The following is a 19,096-nucleotide window of genomic DNA, read 5'->3' on the forward strand; positions in this document are numbered from 1 at the left end:
CTCCAGCGAGCGCCCGCCGCCCCGCCGCCCCAGGGTGAGCGCAAGGGTGCAGCCGGTGACCAGCGGCTGCCGTGGCGCGAAAGGTCCCTGCATGCAGCCGCAGCCGCAGCCCCGCCACCGCATACGCCCGCGCCGGGTGGCCGCCCTGACCGTGGTGACCGCGCTGACCCTCGCGGTCGGCACCTCGGCCGGGACCGGACACCTGACGGCGCCCACCACCGCCGGGCCCACGGGCCTGGGACGCTCCTCCGCACTGCTCCCCTGCATGATCCGCGGCGGTCTGGACGTGCAGATGACCGAGGGCCTGCCCACCCCGGCCGGCTACTCCCGCTCCACGGGCACGGTCCACGCCCTGACCCTGATGGTCGACTTCCCCGACGCGCCCGGCAAGGGCGCCGCGATGGACCGCTTCCACGAGTTCTTCCCGCGCACCCAGGACTGGTTCCACACCTCCTCGTACGGCCGTCTCGACTACCGCCCCGAGACCCCCGTCACCGGCTGGCTGCGCATGCCCAAGCCGTTCCGGCAGTACGGCATAGAGCGCGGCGCGCCCTTCGACCCCGGCTACCGCAGCCTGGTGCAGGACCTCGTGGCCGCCGCCGACCCGACGGTGGACTTCCGCGCCTACGACCTGCTGAACGTGCTCGTCACCCCGAACGCCGGGCCGTCCGCGCTGGACACCGTGCTGTCCGTGACCTTCGCCGGCAACGACGACGCCCCGGTCGCCGACGGCGTGCGCGTCTCCAACGCGTCCTTCGTCTACTCCCGCCAGGACGACGGTTCCGGCACCTACGACCGCACCGGCTACCGGGTGCTGCCGCACGAGAACGGCCACACCTTCGGCCTGCCCGACCTCTATACGCAGGACGGCGGGGGCACGGTCGGGCACTGGGACATCATGAGCGAGGACTGGGGGGCCAACAACGACCTGCTCGGCTGGCACAAGTGGAAGCTGGGCTGGCTGGACGGCGGCCAGGTCGGCTGCGCGGCGGGCCCCGGCAGCGTCGAGTTCACCCTCTCCCCGCTGTACCAGCAGGGCGGCGGCAAACTGGTCCTCATACCGGTCACCGCGCGCACCGCCTACGCGCTGGAAGTCCGCGCGCAGGGCGGCAACGACGAGACGGTGTGCCGTCCCGGCGTCCTCATCTACAGGATCGACGCGGCGGTCGGCACCGGCCGCGGCCCGGTCACCGTCTTCGACAGCCACCGCGGCAGCGGCGGCTGCACCCGCAGCCCCAACGTTCACGCGGAACTCTCCGACGCCCCGTTCACCCCCGGCGAGACCTTCAAGGACCCACGGCACGGGATCAACGTGCGGGTGGTGTCGACGGACACGGAGGGCAACTACCGGATCCGGGTGAGCCGGGATGGAGGGGTGGCGCGGGTGGCGGACGAGTCCTGAGGAATGAGGGAGGGGGATGGCGGGGGCCTGCCGGGCCGCCGGGTGCCGCGCGGCCCCGGGTCCGTACGGGAAGGGTGGCCCGTCCCCTACGGGGTTACCGTAGGCGTGCCCCGATGCCGTACCGGAGAGACGATGCCCGCGATGACCGCAGTGGATGCCGACAGCCGCGCCGGGGACGGGGCCGGAGTGCCGGCGGAGGCGGTCGGGCCGTTGGTGCGCGGAGTCGCGGTGCTGCGCCGGCTGGCCGAGGCGGGCGGCACGCTGAGCCCGAGCGCGCTGGAGCGGGCCACCGGTCTCGCCCGCTCCACGGTGGACCGGATCACCGCGACCCTGGCCCGCATGAGCTACGTACGCCTCGACGGCCGGGACGTCGTGCTCACCCCGGCCGTGATGGAGCTGGGCAACGCCTACCTCGCCGCCCTGCGCCTGCCCGCGCTGCTCGGCGAGCGCGCCGACGCCCTCGCCGACGCGCTGGACGAGTCGGTGTCGCTGGCGGTCCCCGACCGCGACGGCATCCGCTTCATCCACCAGGCCACCCGCCGCCGCGCGCTGTCCGTCAGCTTCCGCATCGGCGACCTGCTGCCGGCCGAACGCACCGCGCCGGGCGCGCTGTTCGCCACGGAGTGGACGGAGCGGGACTGGAGCCGGTGGCGGGCGCGCCGGGCCGGGGACCCGCGGGACACCGCGTTCCCGGCCGTGCCCCCGCGCCCGGAACGCTCCCTCACCACGGCCTCCGTCGAGGCCGATGCCGGCGCGGCGGACACCGTCGACGCCGTAGACGCGAACGCCGTAGATACCGTCGATGCCGTAGAAGCCGTAGAAGCGGACGCCGTCGATGCCGTCGGCGCGGCCTTCGCGGACCGGGTGCGGGCGGCCCGCCGGGACGGCTGGGCCCTGGACGACCAGCTGATCGAGCCGGGCCTGGTCGCGGTGTCCGCCCCGGTGCGCGACCCCCGCACCGGCCGCCTGGCCTGCGTGGCGAGCGTGGTCAGCCACACCAGCCGGCACCCGGCTCGAGAGCTGCCCACCACCCTGCTGCCCCGGCTGCGTACGGCGGTGGAGGCGATGGAGGCCGACCTGCGGACCGCGCCCCCGCCCGCGCCGGGGCCCGCGCCCGCCGGCCTCGCGACCTGGACGACGGCGTCCAAGCAGGAACTGGGCCGGGACTTCGTGGAGTCGCTGGCCCGGGGGCTGACGGTGCTGACGGCCTTCGGCGAAGGCCGCCCGGCGCTGTCCCTGACGGACGTGGCCCGAGCGACCGGCCTGTCCCGGGCGACCGCCCGCCGGGCGCTGCTCACCCACGAGCACCTGGGCCTGGTGGCCGCCGCCGCGCACGACGAACGCGCCTTCACGCTCACCCCGCGCGTCCTGGACCTCGGCTTCCCGCCGCTGTCCCGGACCTCCCTCCCCCGCCTGGCGCAACCGCTGCTGCGGGCGCTGGCGGACCGGGTGGGCGAGGCGGCGGCACTGGCGGTGCTGACGCCCGACGGCACGGAGATCCAGTACACGGCGGGCGCGGGCACGAGCCGGGTCCTGACCGTGCGCATACCGGTGGGCGCGCGGCTGCCGGCCGCCGCGACCTCGCTGGGCCGGGTCCTCCTGGCGGACGCCGACGGCCCCCTGTCCCCGGAACTGACCGCGATCAGGGCCCAGGGGTACGCCCTGGCCGACGAGGAACTGGAGTCCGGCCTGCGGTCGGTCGCCGTACCGGTACGGGACCGGTCGGGCCGCGCGGTCGCCGCCGTGAACGTGGCCACGCACACGGCCCGCCGCACCCTGGACGACTGCGTACGGCACCTCCTCCCGGCACTGCGCACGACGGCCGACGCGATCCAACGGGACCTCCACACGGCGTCCCGCTTCACCCACGTGCCCCTGTCCTGAACCGGGGCGGCCACCGGCGGCGGACCCGGCGCGGTGCGCTGAACCGGCCTACCTGCACGTCATGGAAGCTGGCGACCGCGAACTGACATTCGCGCTGCGCCGCCCCTGCCCGGGCGCCCTCATCCTCGACCCAGAGACCGGAAAGCGCCCCACCGGCCCCGAGGAACCGCCCCTGACCGAGCACGGCACCGCCGACCTGATCTCCTTCGGCCGACTCTTCCTCGCCAACCCCGACCTCCCCCACCGCCTCGCGACGGGCGGTCCCCTCGCCCCCGCCGACCCGTCCCCCTTCTACGGCGGCGACGCCACCGGCTACCCGGACTACCCGCCTCTACCGGCCCGACGCCCACCGACGCCCCCGGGCACCCCCACCCGCTACACTGTCGGCGGCGGCCCACACCTACCAGTAGGCCACCACCCCTGTCGGCGACACACCGCACCACGTCCCGACAGATCCCGGCCTTCGTAGCTCAGGGGATAGAGCACCGCTCTCCTAAAGCGGGTGTCGCAGGTTCGAATCCTGCCGGGGGCACAACGCGTTACCGCTCTGACTTGGGGGTTTCCTCCCAGGTCAGGGAGGAATCCTGCTCGGCCTCGGACTCCGCGTCCGGGGCCGTTCGCGTGAGCTGACGGGAAGTCGTTCTCCCGTACATCGCCCCATGCGGATCAGCATCGGGCGACCGCCGGACCCGCCTGCCGGACACCCTCCATCTCCAGTACCAACCGGCCATAGCCGCGTTTTCCCACGACCGACCGACGAACAGGTCGCCCGGAGTGGGCTCTCGCATCGCCGGGCCTCCGACCGTGCGACGGACCTCGCGACGGTTCCGTGTGGCTATTCGCGGGTGCCGACGAGCTGAACCGTCCTGGCGCGCAATGCCGCGCTGACGGGCAGCACGGTTCCGGCCACGGCGAGCAGCGTGGATATGACGGTGATGCCGGCGATCACCGCGTAGGGCACCGTGATGGGCGCCGTGCCGAACAGCTGGTGCAGTGCGCCCCACAGACCGGTGAGGTTGAGCGCGGTCGCGATCAGTGCCAGTGCCACCCCGATGGCGGCCACCAGGAGCGATTCGGCAATGAAGAACCACATGACCTGTTTCGGGGTGGCTCCGGCCACCCGGAGCACCGCCAGATCGCGTCGCCGGTCGGCGGTCGCCATGAGCAGGGTGTTGAGGATCGCGATGAAGCAGAACATCACGACGATCACGGTGATGGAGCGCTGCCGCACCTCGGTCAGGTGGCGTGCGTAGGCGCTCTCCGAGGCGACCAGCTGGTCCCTGGTGATGAGGCGGGCTCCGGTTCCGGCGACCGCCCGGCGGATCGCCGTGGTCGCGGCGGTGCGGTCGGTACCGGACTCCAGTGAGATGTAGGCGCGCCGAGCGAGTCCGTCGCGAGCGTAGACGGCGGTCCCGGCGAACCGCTGGGGCAGATAGGCGACGTCCTCGCCGCGCAGCGCATGGTAGGTCGCCGCGATGCGCAGGTCGGCCTCCTCGCCGTCGGCCATCAGGACCTTGAGCGTCGAGCCGACGTTCATGCCCCACACATCGGGCACGACCGTGCTGTTGTCCTCCAGGGCGCCCAGCGAGCCGTCGACCACCGTCAGGTCCATCATCCGCTTCAGTGCGGCACTGTCCACAACGAGCCCGTCGTTCACCTCCAGCCGGTCCTCGTCGTGGGTGTAGAGGGTGGTGAGGACGGGGGCCGCGACCTGCACGCCGTCGATACGGGAAACCTTCTCGACGACCTGTGGGCTGATGCCCGGAGTGCCGTCGGGGGCGAGCGCATACTCCGACCTCACCTGGTTCTGCAGTCCCTTCTCGCGTGCCGCGCCGAGCGCGTCGGTGGCGGCCAACAGCGAGAATGTCAGGCCGACGGTGATCAGGACGGGCACGGCTGTGGCAGCGGTGCGCCGCCGCGAGGTCAGCACGCTCTCCCGTACGAGCATGGCGATGGGTCCCGGGAAGCGGCGCAGCGGCCACATCAACAGCCGGGTGAACGGTCCGACGGCGAGCGGTGCGAGTACAGCGGCGGCCAGAACCGGAACCAGCAGAGAGAGAGCGTAGGCGCTGGGTGAGAGGACCATGGCGGGGTCGCCGAGCGCGATCCAGGCGGTCAGCCCGGCTACGCAGACCAGCCCGACGGCGCCGAGCAGCAGTCGTCCCGGGGTCATCCCGGAGTCGTCGACCGTCGCCTCGCGCAGCGCCTCGGCGGGACGGATGTCGCCGGCCCGGCGTGCGGCGACGGTCACACCGCAGAGCGCGACCAGGACACCGACCAGGAAGGCGGCGGCGAGTGGCGCCAGCACGGTCCAGTGCAGCGAGGATTCGATACGGAACCAGGGTGGGGAGACACCCATCCCGATGAGCAGGCCGGCGAGCGGCTGCGCGCCGAACAGGCCGAGTACCGTACCCACCACCGACGCGAGGCCGCTGACCAGCAGCGCCTCGCTCCGTATCATCCGGCGTACCTGTCGGGGGGTGGCACCCACCGTGCGGAGCAGGGCGACCTCGCGACGGCGCTGCATCACTGCGAAGGCGAAGGTGGAGGCCACCACGAACACCGCTGTGGTGCCCGCCACACTGGCCATCACCGGCACCAGGGTGAGGGTGTTGTCCAGTGCCTCGCGGTCGCGGTCATCGCTGGCGTCGGCCTGGTGACGGTCCTGCCCGGTGAGCACCTCGGCGTCCTCACCGACTGCCTCGCGCACCTTGTCGATCGCACCCAGCGCCACCAGAGCCTCGATCCGTGGGGCCAGGCGGGACGCTTCGGCGTCGGTGAAGAAGACCGCGTCCTCCCAGTCGACCGGAGTGACGGTGCCGCTCACTGTGTACGATCCGACGCCCGCGGCGGTCAGCACGGTCACCTCGTCCCCGGTCCGCGCCCGGCCGGAGGCGACGACGATCTCCCTGGCGGAGGCGGGCGCGCGGCCCTCCCGCAACGTGTACCCGCCGAACCGCGCCACTGGCCAGGGATGCCCGACCTGGTCCTTGGGGCCGCCTTCGAGCTGGGCGTAGAAGGCCCGGTCCACCACGGTGCCGCCGGTGCCGGAGACCTTCCGCAGCAGCTCCTGCGATACGCCTTCGGCCTGCGGCAACGAGCGGACGCCGAGGTCGTGGTGGGCGGGATTCCACGCCGGGTCGGAGGGCATCACCACGGCCGGGGCGCCCGCGAACCGCTCCACAGGCCGGTCCGGCGGATCGAGCGTGGTCATCAGCAGTAGTCCCATGGCCGCGACCTGGGCAACCCCGAGTACCAACGCCACGACGGTGCCGAGGAAGGATACCCAGCGGCCCCGCAGGGTCTGGAAAGCCACTGCTAGCACCCCGGCACCGCCAGCTCGGTCATCCGCGCGGCGACGGCTTCGGACGTGGGAGAGATCAGTTCGCCGACCAGGCCGCCGTCAGCGAGGAACAGCACCCGGTCCGCACACGAGGCCACGTTCGGATCGTGCGTGACCATCACCACCGTGCTCAGTCCGTCGTCCGCCGGGCTGTCGACAAGTCTCCGCAGCACATCGAGGAGTTCGCGTCCTGTGGCGAGGTCGAGGGCACCGGTGGGTTCGTCGGCGAAGAGTACGGCCGGGCGGGTCACCAGCGCGCGGGCGATGGCGACGCGCTGCTGCTGGCCGCCGGAGAGCTGACTGGGACGGCTCCCTGCCTTCTTCTCCAGCCCCGCCTGGGCGAGTGCCTCCCGCACCGCCCGCCGATCGGGCTTGCGCCCGGCCAGCCGCACCGGCAGCGCCACATTCTGCTCGGCGGTCAGTGAGGGCAGCAGGTTGAGCGACTGGAAGACGAAGCCGGTCGTCTCCCGCCGGAATTCGGTGAGTTGGGTCTCGCTCAGCCCCGCGATATCCGTCCCGTCGATGAATACCCGGCCCGACGAGGGCCGGTCCAGAGCGGCGGCACACTGCAGCAGTGTTGACTTCCCCGAGCCGGACGGCCCCATGACGGCGGTGAAGCTCCCCTTCGGGAAGGAGACCTGGATGTCGCGCAGCACGGTCACCGCGCTGTCGCCCGATCCGTAGGTCTTGGCCAGCGACTCGAGCCGTACTGCATCGTCCATGGAATTCCTCGTCGTCGAAGTGTGACGGTGCGATCACCGTCAGTCCACGCAGTGCTGCGGGACGGACGATCCAGGCTGCTCAACGCATCTTGTGTACGATGTCCACATTGCCACGCCACAAGGGCGCCGCGACGTGGGGCGGGCGTTTCGCAGAGTACACAGATATGTGGACGCCGTCCACAAAAGGAGTGGCGATGACTTCCAGGGCCGGGGCGAGGAAGCGCGACACCTACCGGCACGGCGATCTGCGGAACGCCCTGATCCAGGCCGGACTCGAACTGGTCCGCGACAGCGGTCCGGACGCGGTGGTCCTGCGCGAGGTCACCCGACGGGTGGGCGTGGTCCCCAACGCCGCCTACCGCCACTTCGCCGACCGCAACGCCCTTCTGCGCGCCATCCGCCAGGCCGCGCTGGCCCGACTGGCCGCCGCCATGGAGACGGAGCTGGCGGCCCTGCCTCCGGCCGAGGACCCGGTCGAGTCCGCCCGAGCCCGCATCCGCGCACTCGCCACCAGCTACCTGCGCTTCGCCCAGACCGAACCGGGGCTGTTCCGCGCCGCGTTCTCCACCACCGACATGGCCGGCACCGAAGTCGGAACCGCCGACGGCTCCGGGGCCTCGACCGCGTTCCAACTTCTGGGCGCGGCCCTGGACGACCTCGTCGAAAGCGGCGACCTGCCACCCGACCGCCGCCCCGGCGCCGAGTACTTCGTCTGGTCCGCCGTGCACGGCCTGGCCGTACTCCTCATCGACGGCCCCCTGCGCGGCCTGCTTCCCGTGCAAGCCCACGAAGCCGGACAACGGCTCATGGACTCGATCGAACGAGGCATCTGACCCGGCCCCGCGGGACGACCGGGCCCGCGGGACGACCGGGCCCGCGGCCGCCAACCTCGTCTTCGCCGCTTTGGTGGTGCCGGCGTGAGGACGGTGCCACCCCTGCACCTTGTGACCTCGCCAGTGGAGAGCACGGCGGTGCGGCTCAGCCGGCCTGCGAGCCAAGCCCTCTACGGCCCGCCCGTGCCCGATCCGCGCTTGGCCGACTCGACGGGCACGGGTATGCCCTGGTCGGCCTTGTCAAGCGTTCGCTCCGCTCCCCGCGCGCGGCACGCCCCCGGCCGGGCCTTCGCTGGTCGGTGATGGGGGGCCTACGGTGAAGTTTCCACCTCACCAGATCTCGAAATCGCAGGTCAGTGGCATGAACCGGTCGCTCCCGTCCGGATCTGTGCCGATGGCCACAGCGAACGGGATACGCGTAGGCTCATACTGAGTCATGACAAAACCCGCTGCGCCGAAGCGTCATCTGCCCACCAGCCCCTTCAAGGCGCCGGTCACACCGGCTCCCAAGCACTTCGCCGTGGGCGACCAGGTCACACACGACATGTACGGCCTCGGCCGAGTCATCGGCATCGAGGACGGAATCGCGGCGCTCGTGGATTTCGGCTCGGCGCAAATGCGGATCTTGAGCCCGTACGGCAAGATGACCAGGCTGTAGGACCGCTGTGCCCGGTCACGGCACACCAGGCCCCTCCAGGGGCCTGTAACGAAAGAGAGTCCTCTCATCGATCTGACGTCGCTGTTCTCCGCCCCGGAAGGGCAACCCCGTCGCTCCGCCGCGGCATCGCCGCCTCCGGCGGCGACCAACCCCTTCCAGGCTCCCGACTTCGGGGAAGACGAGACCTTGCCACTCGACGCACAGGAGCCCGCCTCGGGCCTACGCGCGGCGCGGCCCAAGGCAGCCTAGGTCCACGAATGACGGCGGCTCCGGCAACTGGCCGCGGGCCGTCTACCAGGCTGCGCTGAAGAGTGCGGCCGACTCGGTTTCCGTCTCGTTCGGCCCCGTTCACCGTCGTTCGGACGAGACCGTACGCCAGGTCCTTCCCGTAGCCAGGGCACCCATGAACGCGGGTGGACGGCCCTCTACACGCCCCGACCAGGCACCAGCAGACTTGGAAAGCGTGCGCCGCCGAGCCACCTCCCTCACCCGCCGTGCACCGCTGCGCGGAGCAGTGCGCCTTCCGCGGAGGACACGTGCCCGGCGATCCTGCACCGGTCCGCACAACGGTCGAGACCTTGGGGTGGGAAACGTGGCTCGAACGCAGTCCAGGTGTGGAGCGCTCACAGAGAAGGGCACTCGGTGCCGGCGGCTGGCGATGGTCGGGGCGTCGCGATGCAATCTGCACCGTGGCGAGTGGTCGTCGTACACCATCGAGAAGCGCAAGGAAGCCGAACGCAAGGCGAAGGCACGCAAGCGTCGTAAGTGAACCCCAGCCTGTGTGAGGTGACATCCACGGCTGACATCCCGTCCGCTGGACGGGAGGGCCCCTCTCCTTGGTATGAGGGCCCCTCTTGCGGCGAATCCCCATCTGATCAAGGCGCAACCGCCTCGCTTCAGCAGGGTGATGCGGTGGAGACCTTCAGCCCTGGCGTTCCCTGCGCAGCTCGGTCAGGAGGCTTTCGACGCTGCCGGGGTACACGCGTCCTCGTCTTCGGCCGGGGCATCGAAGCGGGCGAAGAAGTCGTCGAGGGCTTCCGGGGTGACGGTGAGGGCATTGGCGTCTTCGCGCCGGTTGCGTTCGGCAAGGCGCCGCAGCAGATCGTCCCGGCCGGCCGGGAGGTAGACGATCAGCGGAGGGCCGCCTGCTCGGCGGGCGGCCTCGCGCCAGGCATCGCGCTCGCCACGACGCCACAGCCCGTGGTCCAGGACGACGTCGTTGCCCGCTCGCAGCTCCTCGACGAACCGCCGGCGGATGGCCTCGACCACCGGCCGTTCCCGCTCGGAGTAGGTGTGCTCGGGGTAGTCCACGCCGTAGCGGCCGTGGATGCGGTGCACCTCCTCGTCCACAGACAGCCGGGTAAAGCCGCGCGCGGCCAGTGCCTGGGCAACGGTGGTCTTGCCGGAACCGGTCAGCCCGGCCAGGAGAACGGCGAGGGGCACGTGCTCGTCCCTTCCGCGAGGAGGCGTCCGCGAACCTGGGCGGTATCGATGAATCATTACCGTTATACGCATAGTGGTTCGTGCCCGGTGCTGCCGGATATGGGGTTTCTCATGGGGCTCGGGTGGCGTCGGTTTCCTCGTTGGTCAGGGCGTCGAGGTCGGTGACGGGGGTGACGCCTTCGAGGGTGATGGCGAGGCGGGCTGCGAGGGTCCAGTGGATGCGTCTGGTGTCGGTGAACGCGATGCGGTGCAGTCCCTCGCCGTCCTCGGGCGCGGGTACCCGCTGGAGGGTGAGGGGGTCGTGGAGCGTCCCGGCGACTCCCCAGACCGGTGTGTGCTCCACGAGGGCCGCCGTCCAGCCCCGGTGGCCGAGGGGCGGGCAGTGTTCGACGGCGAGGCGGGCGCAGACGGCGTGCACGGGTGGAGACGTCGTCACTTCTCCGTCGTGGAGGGGGTGGCGGGCGCCGGCTGCGAGGAAGAGTGTGCGTGCGTCTTTCCGGGTCCCGGTGGTGGGTCCGCCGCAGAGCTGGCAGAGCAGGCGGCTCATCGCCTGGCGCTGGCGCAGGGCGTGGACGGTTCCGTGCCGGGGCCGGCCGCCGCGGGTGGCCGGCATGCGCATCCAGGGCACGCCGTAGTGCCGCTCGATATCCGTCTCGCCCTGAAGGCCCAGTTCCGTCCCTCCGGGGTGCCGGACTTTGGCCAGGGGCTGGGGCGGGATGCGTTCCCTGGTCCAGGCGGTGATGAACGGGACGGGGGTGCCGTCCCAGTATTGGACGGGCCGGACGGGGCTGGTGACGGTCATCGGGTGTTCGCCCGTCCGGTCAGGCACCGGAGGTGCGCGTACCCGGCGTTGAACCGGGCGGTGCCCTCCCAGCACAGGGGGGCGGCCGGTTCCGTCGGCAGCAGCGGGGCGGGGCACAGGAGGCACTCGGGTGTCTTGCCGATGGCCTGTGCGGTCTGTTCGTGCAGGAGGCGGTGTCCGTGGCCGGCGTAGCAGGTGCGGCGCTGCCTGCAGGCGGTGCAGGCCGTGAAGTGGGTGTGCCAGTCCGCCCAGGTGAGGTACCAGGCGAGCCGGGCCGTATAGCAGCGCAGGCAGGCCAGGCGGGGACGAGTTGCCGAGGGGGCCAACTGCACGGTGGTGGCGTCCGCCGGGCTGGTGCACCAGACGCATGCCTCGCCGGCCACGGCTGGCGCGGGCAGCAGCCGGGGGACCTCGTACCAGGAAACACGCTCGTGCATGTCGTAGAGCACCTCTGGCACCTGCACGGTCATCGGGGCAGCTCCAGCAGCAGAGTCCGCAGCGCCTGCATGACCGGGCAGGGCTTCAGGTCGTAGACGCACTGTGGGCAGGGGCCGGGGTGGGCGATGTACGCCTGGGCTGCGGCTCGCAGGGTGCACGGGTGGCAGCCGCGCGGGAACAACGTGGTGCCGTTCGGCGCCGGGCGCTCGCCGAGGTCCACGGCGGTCGCGATCGACAGCCGCTTGCCGCACCAGGCGCACTCGGCCCCGCGCGCCTTGGCGTCGGGGAGACCGTTCAGGGGTGGCAGGGGGAGGAGCGGGCGGAGGCCGGCGGGGATGCGGGAGAGCGTCCTGGTCGAAGTGGCGGTCATACCCGGCCCCCAGCGGTAGACAGGTCGGCCCACACCTGCTTTTCCCAGGGCCAGCGGGTGCAGCCCCACGACCTGGTCACGGCGTCCACCAGCACCAGGCCGCGCCCACCGCTGTCGAGAGGGCTCGCAGGCTGGAGAGCGGCCCAGAGTTCAGGGCTCTTGTCGATGACGACGACCCGGACCGCGTCCGGCGGCATCCGGCGCACGACGATCCGGACGGTCGGCGTCCGGGTGTGCCGGACCGCGTTGGTCACCAGCTCGGTCACAACCAGCGCGGCATCGTCCAGCAGGCTGACCAGGCCCCAGTCCGTGAGCACGTCGACCACAAAGTGTCTCGCGGCCGGCACGGATACCGAGTCGCGGCACAGTACGCGGACCTGCGGCAGTTCCCTACACACAGCTATCACCGCTGTCCATTGGGACGACGACGGGGGCCCCGACGGTCGCGCTTGATCTGGTCATCCGCATTCCTGTATTGGCCATCGTCACGCCTTGCCTTGGGAGGTTGGCGGAGCCCGCCCGCTTCTCCTCATCACGAGGAAGCGAGTAGGTCGGACTTTCAGTGGCCACCCTCCGAGGTGGCGGGCGGCCAGTAATCAGACAACTCCTGACCACAGCCGCGTGGTTAGGGCGATTGGGCTGGTCTCGCCTGCAATGCCCTAGGGGGATTTGACGGAGCATTTACCTGACGCACTGGCTTCAAGCGACTACGGTGCGCTTATGGACATCACGCGCAATACGGCTCTTGAGGCGTGGATGAGGGACCACGGCTATAGCTCCAACACTCTGGCCGACGCGGTGAATAAGGCTCAGGAGCGGCTGACCGGGCGGCTCGGCGGACATGACGGCTCATCTGTGCGTGATTGGAAATCTGGCCGCGTGAAGTGGCCAAAGTCGGCCACGCGCAGAGCGATTGAAGATCTTTCCGGTCTGCCCATCACGGCTTTAGGGTTCGTGCCACGGGGCCGGACTCAGTCCACTCTCGCCCCACCGCAGGAGGATCCCGACATGAAGCGTCGCACCCTCGTCGGCGGTGTCGCCGCAGCCGCCGCCACAGCGGTAGCGCCTGGCACCGCCACCCGCCGCATCGGTATGAGCGACGTCGCCCGTCTACAGCACCGATTCGCGGAGATCATCGCCAGCGACCACCGCTACGGCGGCCAGCTCGGCATCGAAAAGCGGGCAGCCGCTCTCGCCGACGAGGCACTGAACCTCCAGAACGCCGGCAACGCCACTCAGCGCGTCCGGAACAACCTGTACGCCGCCGCAGCAGCGTTCCGCTCCTCTGCGATGTGGGCCGCGATCGACGGCCGCCGGTACGACGAGGCGCAGACGCACATGCGGGAGGCCCAGGCCCTCGCGGAGATGAGCGGTGACCAAGCGATCAAGTTCCGTATCTGGAGCCATGCCGGCACCATGTACCGCCACATGGGCCGTCCCGCTGACGCTATCGCGGCCAACGACGTCGCCCGGACCCTGCACATCACCCGCCGGGATCCTATGTTCGCCTCCCTCGGTCTTGCCCGACAGGCGGCGATCCACGGCTCGGCTCAGGATCGCACCGGGGCACGTAGATCCTTCGGGCAGGCGCAGGACGCCATGCTACGGGCGGCCCCAGACACCTACCGGCCAGTGTGGATGCTCGCGTTCTACGATCAGGCCGAGCTGGATTCCCTGGCGCTGTCGGCGTACCTGGCGCTGGGTGACTACCCGACCGCCGAGGCTCACGCCCACCGCTGCCTGTCCGCTCTGCGGCCCCACATGGTCCGGTCCCGGGCCATCGCGACGACGCGCCTCGCCCACGCCCAGCTCGCCCAGGGTGACGCCGATGCTGCCACGGCCACGGCCATGAAGGTGTCTCCGGCTGCCGCTACCCAACACGCCCGGGTGTCCCGCATGCTGCAAGAGTTCGGGGCTGCTTTGCGAGTCACTGCGGCCGGCAGCTCCGTCGTGCAGACCTGGACCGAGCACACCGCTGCCTGGAGGACCCGCGCATGACCAAGGCCCCCGCCATCGAACTCCGCCGCTTCACCACCCTGGATACCGTCCGCGGCGACCTGATCGACGTATACGCCGAGGTACGCGCTCCCCTGCTCCACTTGCCGAACTACGCTGTGACCGCGTTCGGCGAACGCTTGGACCGGCACGGGGGCGAACCCGGATTCGAAGCCGTCCTGGCGTACGCGGACGGCCATCCGGTTGGGTACGCCTACGGCAACACCATCGAGCACGGCGATCGGTATTGGCAGCGGACTACCCCGGCACCGGCGGAGCAGTACACCAAGCGGCCGGCCGTCGCTCTCAAGGAGATCGGCGTCCGGCCCGCCTGGCGCGGCACAGGGACCGCACGGCGTATCCACGACACGCTGCTTGCCGCACGCGAGGAGCCGTACGTGACACTCATGGTCAACCCGGTCGCTGGTGACGGAAAGGTCCATGCGCTCTACCGGTCGTGGGGTTACGAGGACATCGGCCAGAGCCAGCCATCAGCGGCCTCGCCGGTCCTGAAGGTGATGATCCGCTCCATCTGACGGTCACCATCTTCGGCAGGTGGCAGCAGCGCTGGTGCTGATCCCCATCCACGACGACAGGCCCCCTTCTCCCACAAGCAAACCCGGGCCGGCGCGTTCGACGCTGAAGTCCGGCTCGGGCTCGGCCCGCCACCGGCCGACGCATCATCACGGCGGCAGACAACCGACGGAGCCTGCTCCCCGTCCGCCCCGCGCGCACCCACCCCGCCGTCAGCGCCCCCGCGTCAGCGCCTCACGTGCTTCGGTGAGGGCTCGTCGCCTGAGGTTGCCGCCGAGCAGCCGGATCGTGGTGGCGGCCAGGATGTCGTCCCTGCCTATGGTCCGCCCGTCCCCCCTGCGGGTGGGCAGGGACGGGAGGGACTCCTTGAGGGCCGGGGGTGGGGCCGGTTCGCCCGGCATCACCAGGGTGACCGCACCGGAACGTCGGACACCGCCCTCGCGGACGACCACGGCCGCATCCCGGGCGAGGTCCGTCAGGAACACACTCGCGATTCCGTCCAGGTCGCGGACCATCGCCGGGACGGCCGACAGCCCCCGGCTCCGCAGCAGCTTCCTGACCCCGGCCTCGAACCTGTGGGCGCCGGCCACAGCACTCGGTTTGCTCGACCTGCCGCGCTGACGAGAAGGCACGATGACACCCCCGGCGTCATACAGGACACCGGTCAAGCCCCGGAACGTCGGACTGTGGTCGTACCACTTGGTCCCCACCTCGAGCTCGACGTTCCGGTCGATCGCCGTGAGAAGGTCCCCGGGAACCAGCTTCCTGCGGGCCTCTTCCGCCGCCGCTCTCCTCGCGCCGTCGATGATCTCCGCCAGCACTGTCCGCGTCACCGACGCGGCGGCCCAGGCAGCCGGTCGAGAGACGTGCATCGGGGTCACGTCCCTGAACACCGCTTTGACGAGAGAAGGCTTGAACGGCGGGACATCGCTGATTGAAGCGGCCTCGGGACCGCTGCGCTCAGGGCTCGCGGACTGTGTGGTCATCGGAAGAACCGTTTCCTGCTCTCGGAGTAGGGCCATCAGGGCGGGGCTCGCCACCGGGGAGACTCACGGACGCTCCCCGTCAGGCGTCGTGTCCAGGAGCCTGTCGATCGCCGGTTCGTAGGTAGCCCAGAGGTCGCGGATGAGGCTTGCCGCGCGGGTGGTGTAGAGGGGCAACGGGTCGGGGTCCGGGTCCGTGGGGTCGAGGTGCAGGGGGAACGGGGACCAGTCGGTTCCCCAGTTGCCCCAGGGCCTGCGCTGGTCGGGTGGGGGGAGCAGGGGGTGCCGGGGTGTGCGCGAGGGGGCCAGCCAGATGCCGTGGTACGGCATGTTCCAGGAGGTCCAGTGGTCGTCCTCGGGTTGGCGGTGTTCGCGGACGGCCAGTCCGAAGCCGGCTCTCGGTTCCTCGCGGGCGGTCAGCCATCGTCGGGCGGTCAGGAGTACCACGCGTTCGTCGTGGCGTCCTCGTCTCCCCCGCGTGTTCTCCGTGCGGGTGATGACCACGCGGTCGTCGGCAAGGTTTCGGCGGAGGAGGTCGGCGGTGCGGTCGGGAAGTTGCCTCAGGACGGTCCAGGCCGCGGCGCGGGCCTCGTCGTAGGCGCGGTGGTCGCCATGGCGCAGCCAGAAGCGGGCGGCGGCCAGGGACGCGGTGTTCGTGCGGGTCAGCATGGCCAGGGTCTCCAGGTAGTCGGCGGCCGTGCGGCGGCCCACGGTGTCGGCGGGGCCCGCCGCCGCGAGGGCGGTGCGCAGGTCGTCCGCGATGTCCCGCAGGCGCATCGGCAGGAAGGCCGGATGCTCCGGGAGCGAGCCGTCGAGGGTGAGGTAGACGAAGAGCGGTTCGGCGTGGGCCGTGGTGAAGTGGCCCGCCAGGTCGCCGGTCTGGTCGGTGCCCTCCTTGGCGTCCACCTTCATCTCGATGACGACCGGAGTGCCGTCCACCCACACGACGATGTCGGCGCGCCGGTCCCGGTGCTCGTCGTTGCCCCTGAGGGTGACCTCCCACTGGACGCGGACCCGTCGCGGGCCCGGGGTGTCCGCCAGGCCGGCGCGGCCGGACCGGCGGAGGAAGGCGTTGAGCAGCCGCGGGCCGAGTCCGTGGGAGGCCGCGGGGTCGAGCAGCCAGCCCACCATGCGGCTGTGCGGCAGCTCCCGCCGGTCCAGGCCGAGGACCTCCATCGCGGTGCCGGCCGGCGGGTTCCACAGGCCCGCGGCCGTCAGCCGGCCTATCTCCTCGTCCGCGACCGGCCAGTCCACCATCGCCTCCACCCGCCCTCCCCGGGAATACCCGGACGGCCGACCCTGACGACCCTGGCGACCCGGTGATCAGACAATAGGGGGTTTCAGGTCGAGGGGAGCGGGCTTTCCCGTTGCCGGTCCGCGGTGCGCCGGGCGGCCCCGGCCAAGGTCAGGGTGGTGCAGAGCGAGCCCGCCGCCATCACCGTCATCGCCGCCGCGGGCGAGGTGGACTGGGCCAGCGTTCCCGCCGCCGTCGCGCCGACGCCCTGGAGGGTCAGCATGCCCGCCGAGTGCAGGCCCAGCGCCTGGCCGGCCAGGGCGTCGGGGGTCAGCCGCATCAGCCGCTCCTGCTGCACCAGGCCCGCGCCGAAACCGGCGGACGCCACGGTCACGCACGCCGCCGCCACCGGAACCGGCGGGTGCGCGCAGAAGATCAGGAACGGGGCCGCCAGCAGGAGCAGCAGCGGGGTGGCCAGGCGGGCGCGGACGGCGGCGGGGAGCAGCCGGCCGACCGTCACGTCCCCGGCGAGCATGCCGAGCGCCCCGCACGCGAAGAGGGTGCCGGCCGCGTGCGGGGCGTACGACACGTACAGCGACTCGCAGCCGACGACCATGCCGCCCGGCAGCCACAGGCCCAGGTACGTCAGGCGGCGCGGCCGGGACGACCACAGGGCGGCGTTCGCACGCCAGGTCGCCGACGCGGAGGGTCGGCCCGTGGCGCGGGGCGGGCGCGCGGACAGGCCGAGCCGCAGGACGAGCGCGGCCGTCAGGTACAGCGCCGCCGCCAGGAGCAGGCCAAGGCGCGGGGAGAGTACGGCGAGCAGGGCGCCCCCGGTGGCGAAGCCGGCGACCTGCGCCAGCCCGCTCACCATGTTGAACAGCGAACGCCCCGGGACGTAGCCGTCCTTGGGGAGGATCTCGTTCAGCAGGCCCCAGCGGACCCCGCCGCCGAGCGAGGCGACCAGGCCCAGCAGCAGGACGATGGTGAAGAGGGCGCCGACCGGCAGTCCGGGCAGTGCCTGGGCCGCCGTACCGGCCGCGAAGAGCAGGGTGATCGCCGACAGCGCCGTACGCGGGGGCAGCCGGTCGGCGCCGGACAGCAGGACGGTGGCGCCCAGCACCTGGGCCAGCGTGTGACCGAACATGCTCACCGCCGACAGCAGCGGGGAGCCGGTCGCCCGGAAGACCAGCGTGCCGAGGGCGAGGCCGCCGACGGTCTGGGCGGCGGTCTGCGCGGCCGTGCCGAGGAAGAGCGGGGTGAACTCCGGGGTGCGGAACAGGGATCGGTAGCCGGTCATGGTCCGGAGTCTCGAGCGGGGCGACGAGGGCCCGTTATTGTTTCGCCCTCGCGCGAAAGGCCGTACGGCGCACAGCCCTACGGGTCGCGCGGGTCGTGCAGGTCCTACGGGTCCTACGGGTCCGACGGCGTGAGTGCTACGGGGAGGGGCGGCTCATGGGGTGGTGGCAGCTCGACGCCGACACGCTGGCCCGGAGCCGGTTCGTCGTCTCCCCGCTCGCCGAGACCTTCGGCTGTCTGAAGCTGCTGCACGCCGGGCAGGGCGCGCATCCCGGGGAGCACGCCTGGCTGGGCGCCCATCTGCCCGCCTACCGGGCCCGGCTCGCGGCCGACCCCGTGACGGCGCGGCTGGTGCGGGCGGGGCTGGGCCGGGAGTGGATCGCCGACTTCCTGACGCCCACGCCGCGCCCCGGGCAGGACTTCGCCGCGGAGGTCGGCCGCGTGCGCGCGGTCGGGCCCGGGGCCGCCCGCGCGCATCTGCGGCGCTCGCTCGCCGGTCCGCTGCCCGCCGTGCTCGACCGGGACGACCTGACCGAGCGGGCGGCCCGGCTGCTGGAGTGGGTGTGGGAGGAGACCGTACGGCCCTCCTGGGAGCGGCGCCGGCGGGTGCTGGAGGCGGACGTGCTGGCGCGGACCGCGCAGGCGAGCCGGGGCGGCTGGGCGGAGGTGCTGGACGGGCTCCGGCCGGGCGGGACGCGCTGGCTCGGGGAGAACCGGTTCCAGGTCAACCTGCACGAGTATCCGCCGCGCGAGATCTCCGGCGCGGAACTGCTCTTCGTGCCGGTGACCCCGCAGCGGCTGGGCTGGGTGTCCTGGGCGGACGAGGAGCGGTACGCCGTGGTCTACCCCTGCGCCGGTGTGCTGGCCGGGGACGGCGGGCCCGCGGTGCCGGCGGGGCTGGGCGCCCTGCTGGGGCCGGCCCGGGCCCGGGTGCTCGTCCTGCTCGGCGCGCCGCTGAGCACGACCCAGCTGACCGCCGTGACCGGGCAGGCCCTCGGCTCGGTCGGACGCCATCTGAAGGTGCTGCGGGAGGCGGGCCTCGTGGAGCGGCGCAGGGCCGGACGAACGGTGCTGTACGTGCGCACGGCGGCCGGGGACGTCCTGGCCGAGGCAAGCGGGGGTGGGGGCGTGCGGCAGGGGCCGAGGGGGGTGTGAG

17 protein-coding genes and 1 tRNA gene are annotated in these 19,096 nt (G+C 71.9%); 8 read left to right on the forward strand and 10 right to left on the reverse strand.

Features of this window, described 5'->3' with window-relative positions; translation table 11 throughout:
* Positions 1-91 precede the first annotated feature (91 nt).
* The 3 genes from ACZ4W9_RS09575 (at position 92) to ACZ4W9_RS09585 (ending at position 3,818) form a co-directional block, all read left to right on the forward strand.
* Entirely contained in the window at positions 92-1,402 is a 1,311-nt protein-coding gene (locus ACZ4W9_RS09575; RefSeq protein ID WP_467934380.1) for a M6 family metalloprotease domain-containing protein, read from the forward strand.
* A gap of 132 nt (positions 1,403-1,534) precedes the next feature.
* Positions 1,535-3,286, forward strand: coding sequence for an IclR family transcriptional regulator domain-containing protein (locus ACZ4W9_RS09580; protein ID WP_467934382.1), 1,752 nt, complete (start codon positions 1,535-1,537; stop codon positions 3,284-3,286).
* Positions 3,287-3,745: 459 nt separating this feature from the next.
* Positions 3,746-3,818 (forward strand) — tRNA-Arg (locus ACZ4W9_RS09585).
* A gap of 303 nt (positions 3,819-4,121) precedes the next feature.
* On the opposite strand, the gene ACZ4W9_RS09590 is transcribed toward ACZ4W9_RS09585, so the two are convergent.
* Together ACZ4W9_RS09590 and ACZ4W9_RS09595 are read right to left on the reverse strand one after the other, a co-directional pair.
* A complete protein-coding gene (locus tag ACZ4W9_RS09590; protein ID WP_467934383.1) occupies positions 4,122-6,602 on the reverse strand; it encodes an ABC transporter permease in 2,481 nt (826 codons plus the stop codon).
* A 2-nt stretch (positions 6,603-6,604) separates the two neighbouring features.
* Positions 6,605-7,351, reverse strand: coding sequence for an ABC transporter ATP-binding protein (locus ACZ4W9_RS09595; protein WP_467934384.1), 747 nt, complete (start codon positions 7,349-7,351; stop codon positions 6,605-6,607).
* A gap of 194 nt (positions 7,352-7,545) precedes the next feature.
* Between ACZ4W9_RS09595 and ACZ4W9_RS09600 the strand changes: the two genes are divergently transcribed.
* A complete protein-coding gene (locus ACZ4W9_RS09600) occupies positions 7,546-8,184 on the forward strand; it encodes a TetR/AcrR family transcriptional regulator (RefSeq protein ID WP_467934386.1) in 639 nt (212 codons plus the stop codon).
* Positions 8,185-8,620: 436 nt separating this feature from the next.
* On the forward strand, positions 8,621-8,842 hold the full coding sequence (locus ACZ4W9_RS09605; protein ID WP_030615846.1) for a hypothetical protein: 222 nt from the start codon (positions 8,621-8,623) through the stop codon (positions 8,840-8,842).
* Positions 8,843-9,793: 951 nt separating this feature from the next.
* On the opposite strand, the gene ACZ4W9_RS09610 is transcribed toward ACZ4W9_RS09605, so the two are convergent.
* From ACZ4W9_RS09610 to ACZ4W9_RS09630, 5 genes are all read right to left on the reverse strand, one after another.
* A complete protein-coding gene (locus ACZ4W9_RS09610; protein ID WP_467934387.1) occupies positions 9,794-10,285 on the reverse strand; it encodes a P-loop nucleotide/nucleoside kinase family protein in 492 nt (163 codons plus the stop codon).
* Between the two features lie 109 nt (positions 10,286-10,394).
* Positions 10,395-11,087 (reverse strand): hypothetical protein, encoded by a 693-nt coding sequence (locus ACZ4W9_RS09615; RefSeq protein WP_467934389.1) that lies wholly within the window; start codon positions 11,085-11,087, stop codon positions 10,395-10,397.
* A complete protein-coding gene (locus ACZ4W9_RS09620; RefSeq protein ID WP_467934390.1) occupies positions 11,084-11,557 on the reverse strand; it encodes a hypothetical protein in 474 nt (157 codons plus the stop codon). The genes ACZ4W9_RS09615 and ACZ4W9_RS09620 overlap by 4 nt, the downstream gene beginning before the upstream one ends.
* A complete protein-coding gene (locus tag ACZ4W9_RS09625) occupies positions 11,554-11,895 on the reverse strand; it encodes a hypothetical protein (RefSeq protein ID WP_467934391.1) in 342 nt (113 codons plus the stop codon). Before ACZ4W9_RS09625 ends, ACZ4W9_RS09620 begins: the two co-directional genes overlap by 4 nt.
* The gene (locus tag ACZ4W9_RS09630) at positions 11,892-12,302 is read right to left on the reverse strand and encodes an ATP-binding protein (RefSeq protein ID WP_467934393.1); all 411 of its coding nucleotides are present in this window, start codon (positions 12,300-12,302) and stop codon (positions 11,892-11,894) included. The genes ACZ4W9_RS09625 and ACZ4W9_RS09630 overlap by 4 nt, the downstream gene beginning before the upstream one ends.
* A gap of 313 nt (positions 12,303-12,615) precedes the next feature.
* Here ACZ4W9_RS09630 and ACZ4W9_RS09635 point away from each other — a divergent pair, with 313 nt between their 5' ends.
* Entirely contained in the window at positions 12,616-13,893 is a 1,278-nt protein-coding gene (locus ACZ4W9_RS09635; protein WP_467934394.1) for an XRE family transcriptional regulator, read from the forward strand.
* Positions 13,890-14,426, forward strand: a complete 537-nt coding sequence (locus ACZ4W9_RS09640) for a GNAT family N-acetyltransferase (RefSeq protein ID WP_467934395.1) — start codon at positions 13,890-13,892, stop codon at positions 14,424-14,426. Before ACZ4W9_RS09635 ends, ACZ4W9_RS09640 begins: the two co-directional genes overlap by 4 nt.
* 210 nt (positions 14,427-14,636) lie before the next feature.
* Here the strand turns inward: ACZ4W9_RS09640 and ACZ4W9_RS09645 are convergent, their stop codons facing one another.
* From ACZ4W9_RS09645 to ACZ4W9_RS09655, 3 genes are all read right to left on the reverse strand, one after another.
* Entirely contained in the window at positions 14,637-15,410 is a 774-nt protein-coding gene (locus ACZ4W9_RS09645) for a hypothetical protein (protein WP_467934450.1), read from the reverse strand.
* Positions 15,411-15,473: 63 nt separating this feature from the next.
* The gene (locus ACZ4W9_RS09650) at positions 15,474-16,664 is read right to left on the reverse strand and encodes a PD-(D/E)XK nuclease family protein (protein WP_467934452.1); all 1,191 of its coding nucleotides are present in this window, start codon (positions 16,662-16,664) and stop codon (positions 15,474-15,476) included.
* Between the two features lie 83 nt (positions 16,665-16,747).
* Positions 16,748-17,941 (reverse strand): MFS transporter, encoded by a 1,194-nt coding sequence (locus ACZ4W9_RS09655; protein ID WP_467934397.1) that lies wholly within the window; start codon positions 17,939-17,941, stop codon positions 16,748-16,750.
* 155 nt (positions 17,942-18,096) lie between these two features.
* Here ACZ4W9_RS09655 and ACZ4W9_RS09660 point away from each other — a divergent pair, with 155 nt between their 5' ends.
* Positions 18,097-19,095, forward strand: coding sequence for an ArsR/SmtB family transcription factor (locus tag ACZ4W9_RS09660; protein WP_467934398.1), 999 nt, complete (start codon positions 18,097-18,099; stop codon positions 19,093-19,095).
* Position 19,096 lies beyond the last annotated feature (1 nt).

The sequence above is a fragment of the Streptomyces sp. NPDC029296 genome (genome assembly GCF_055569255.1).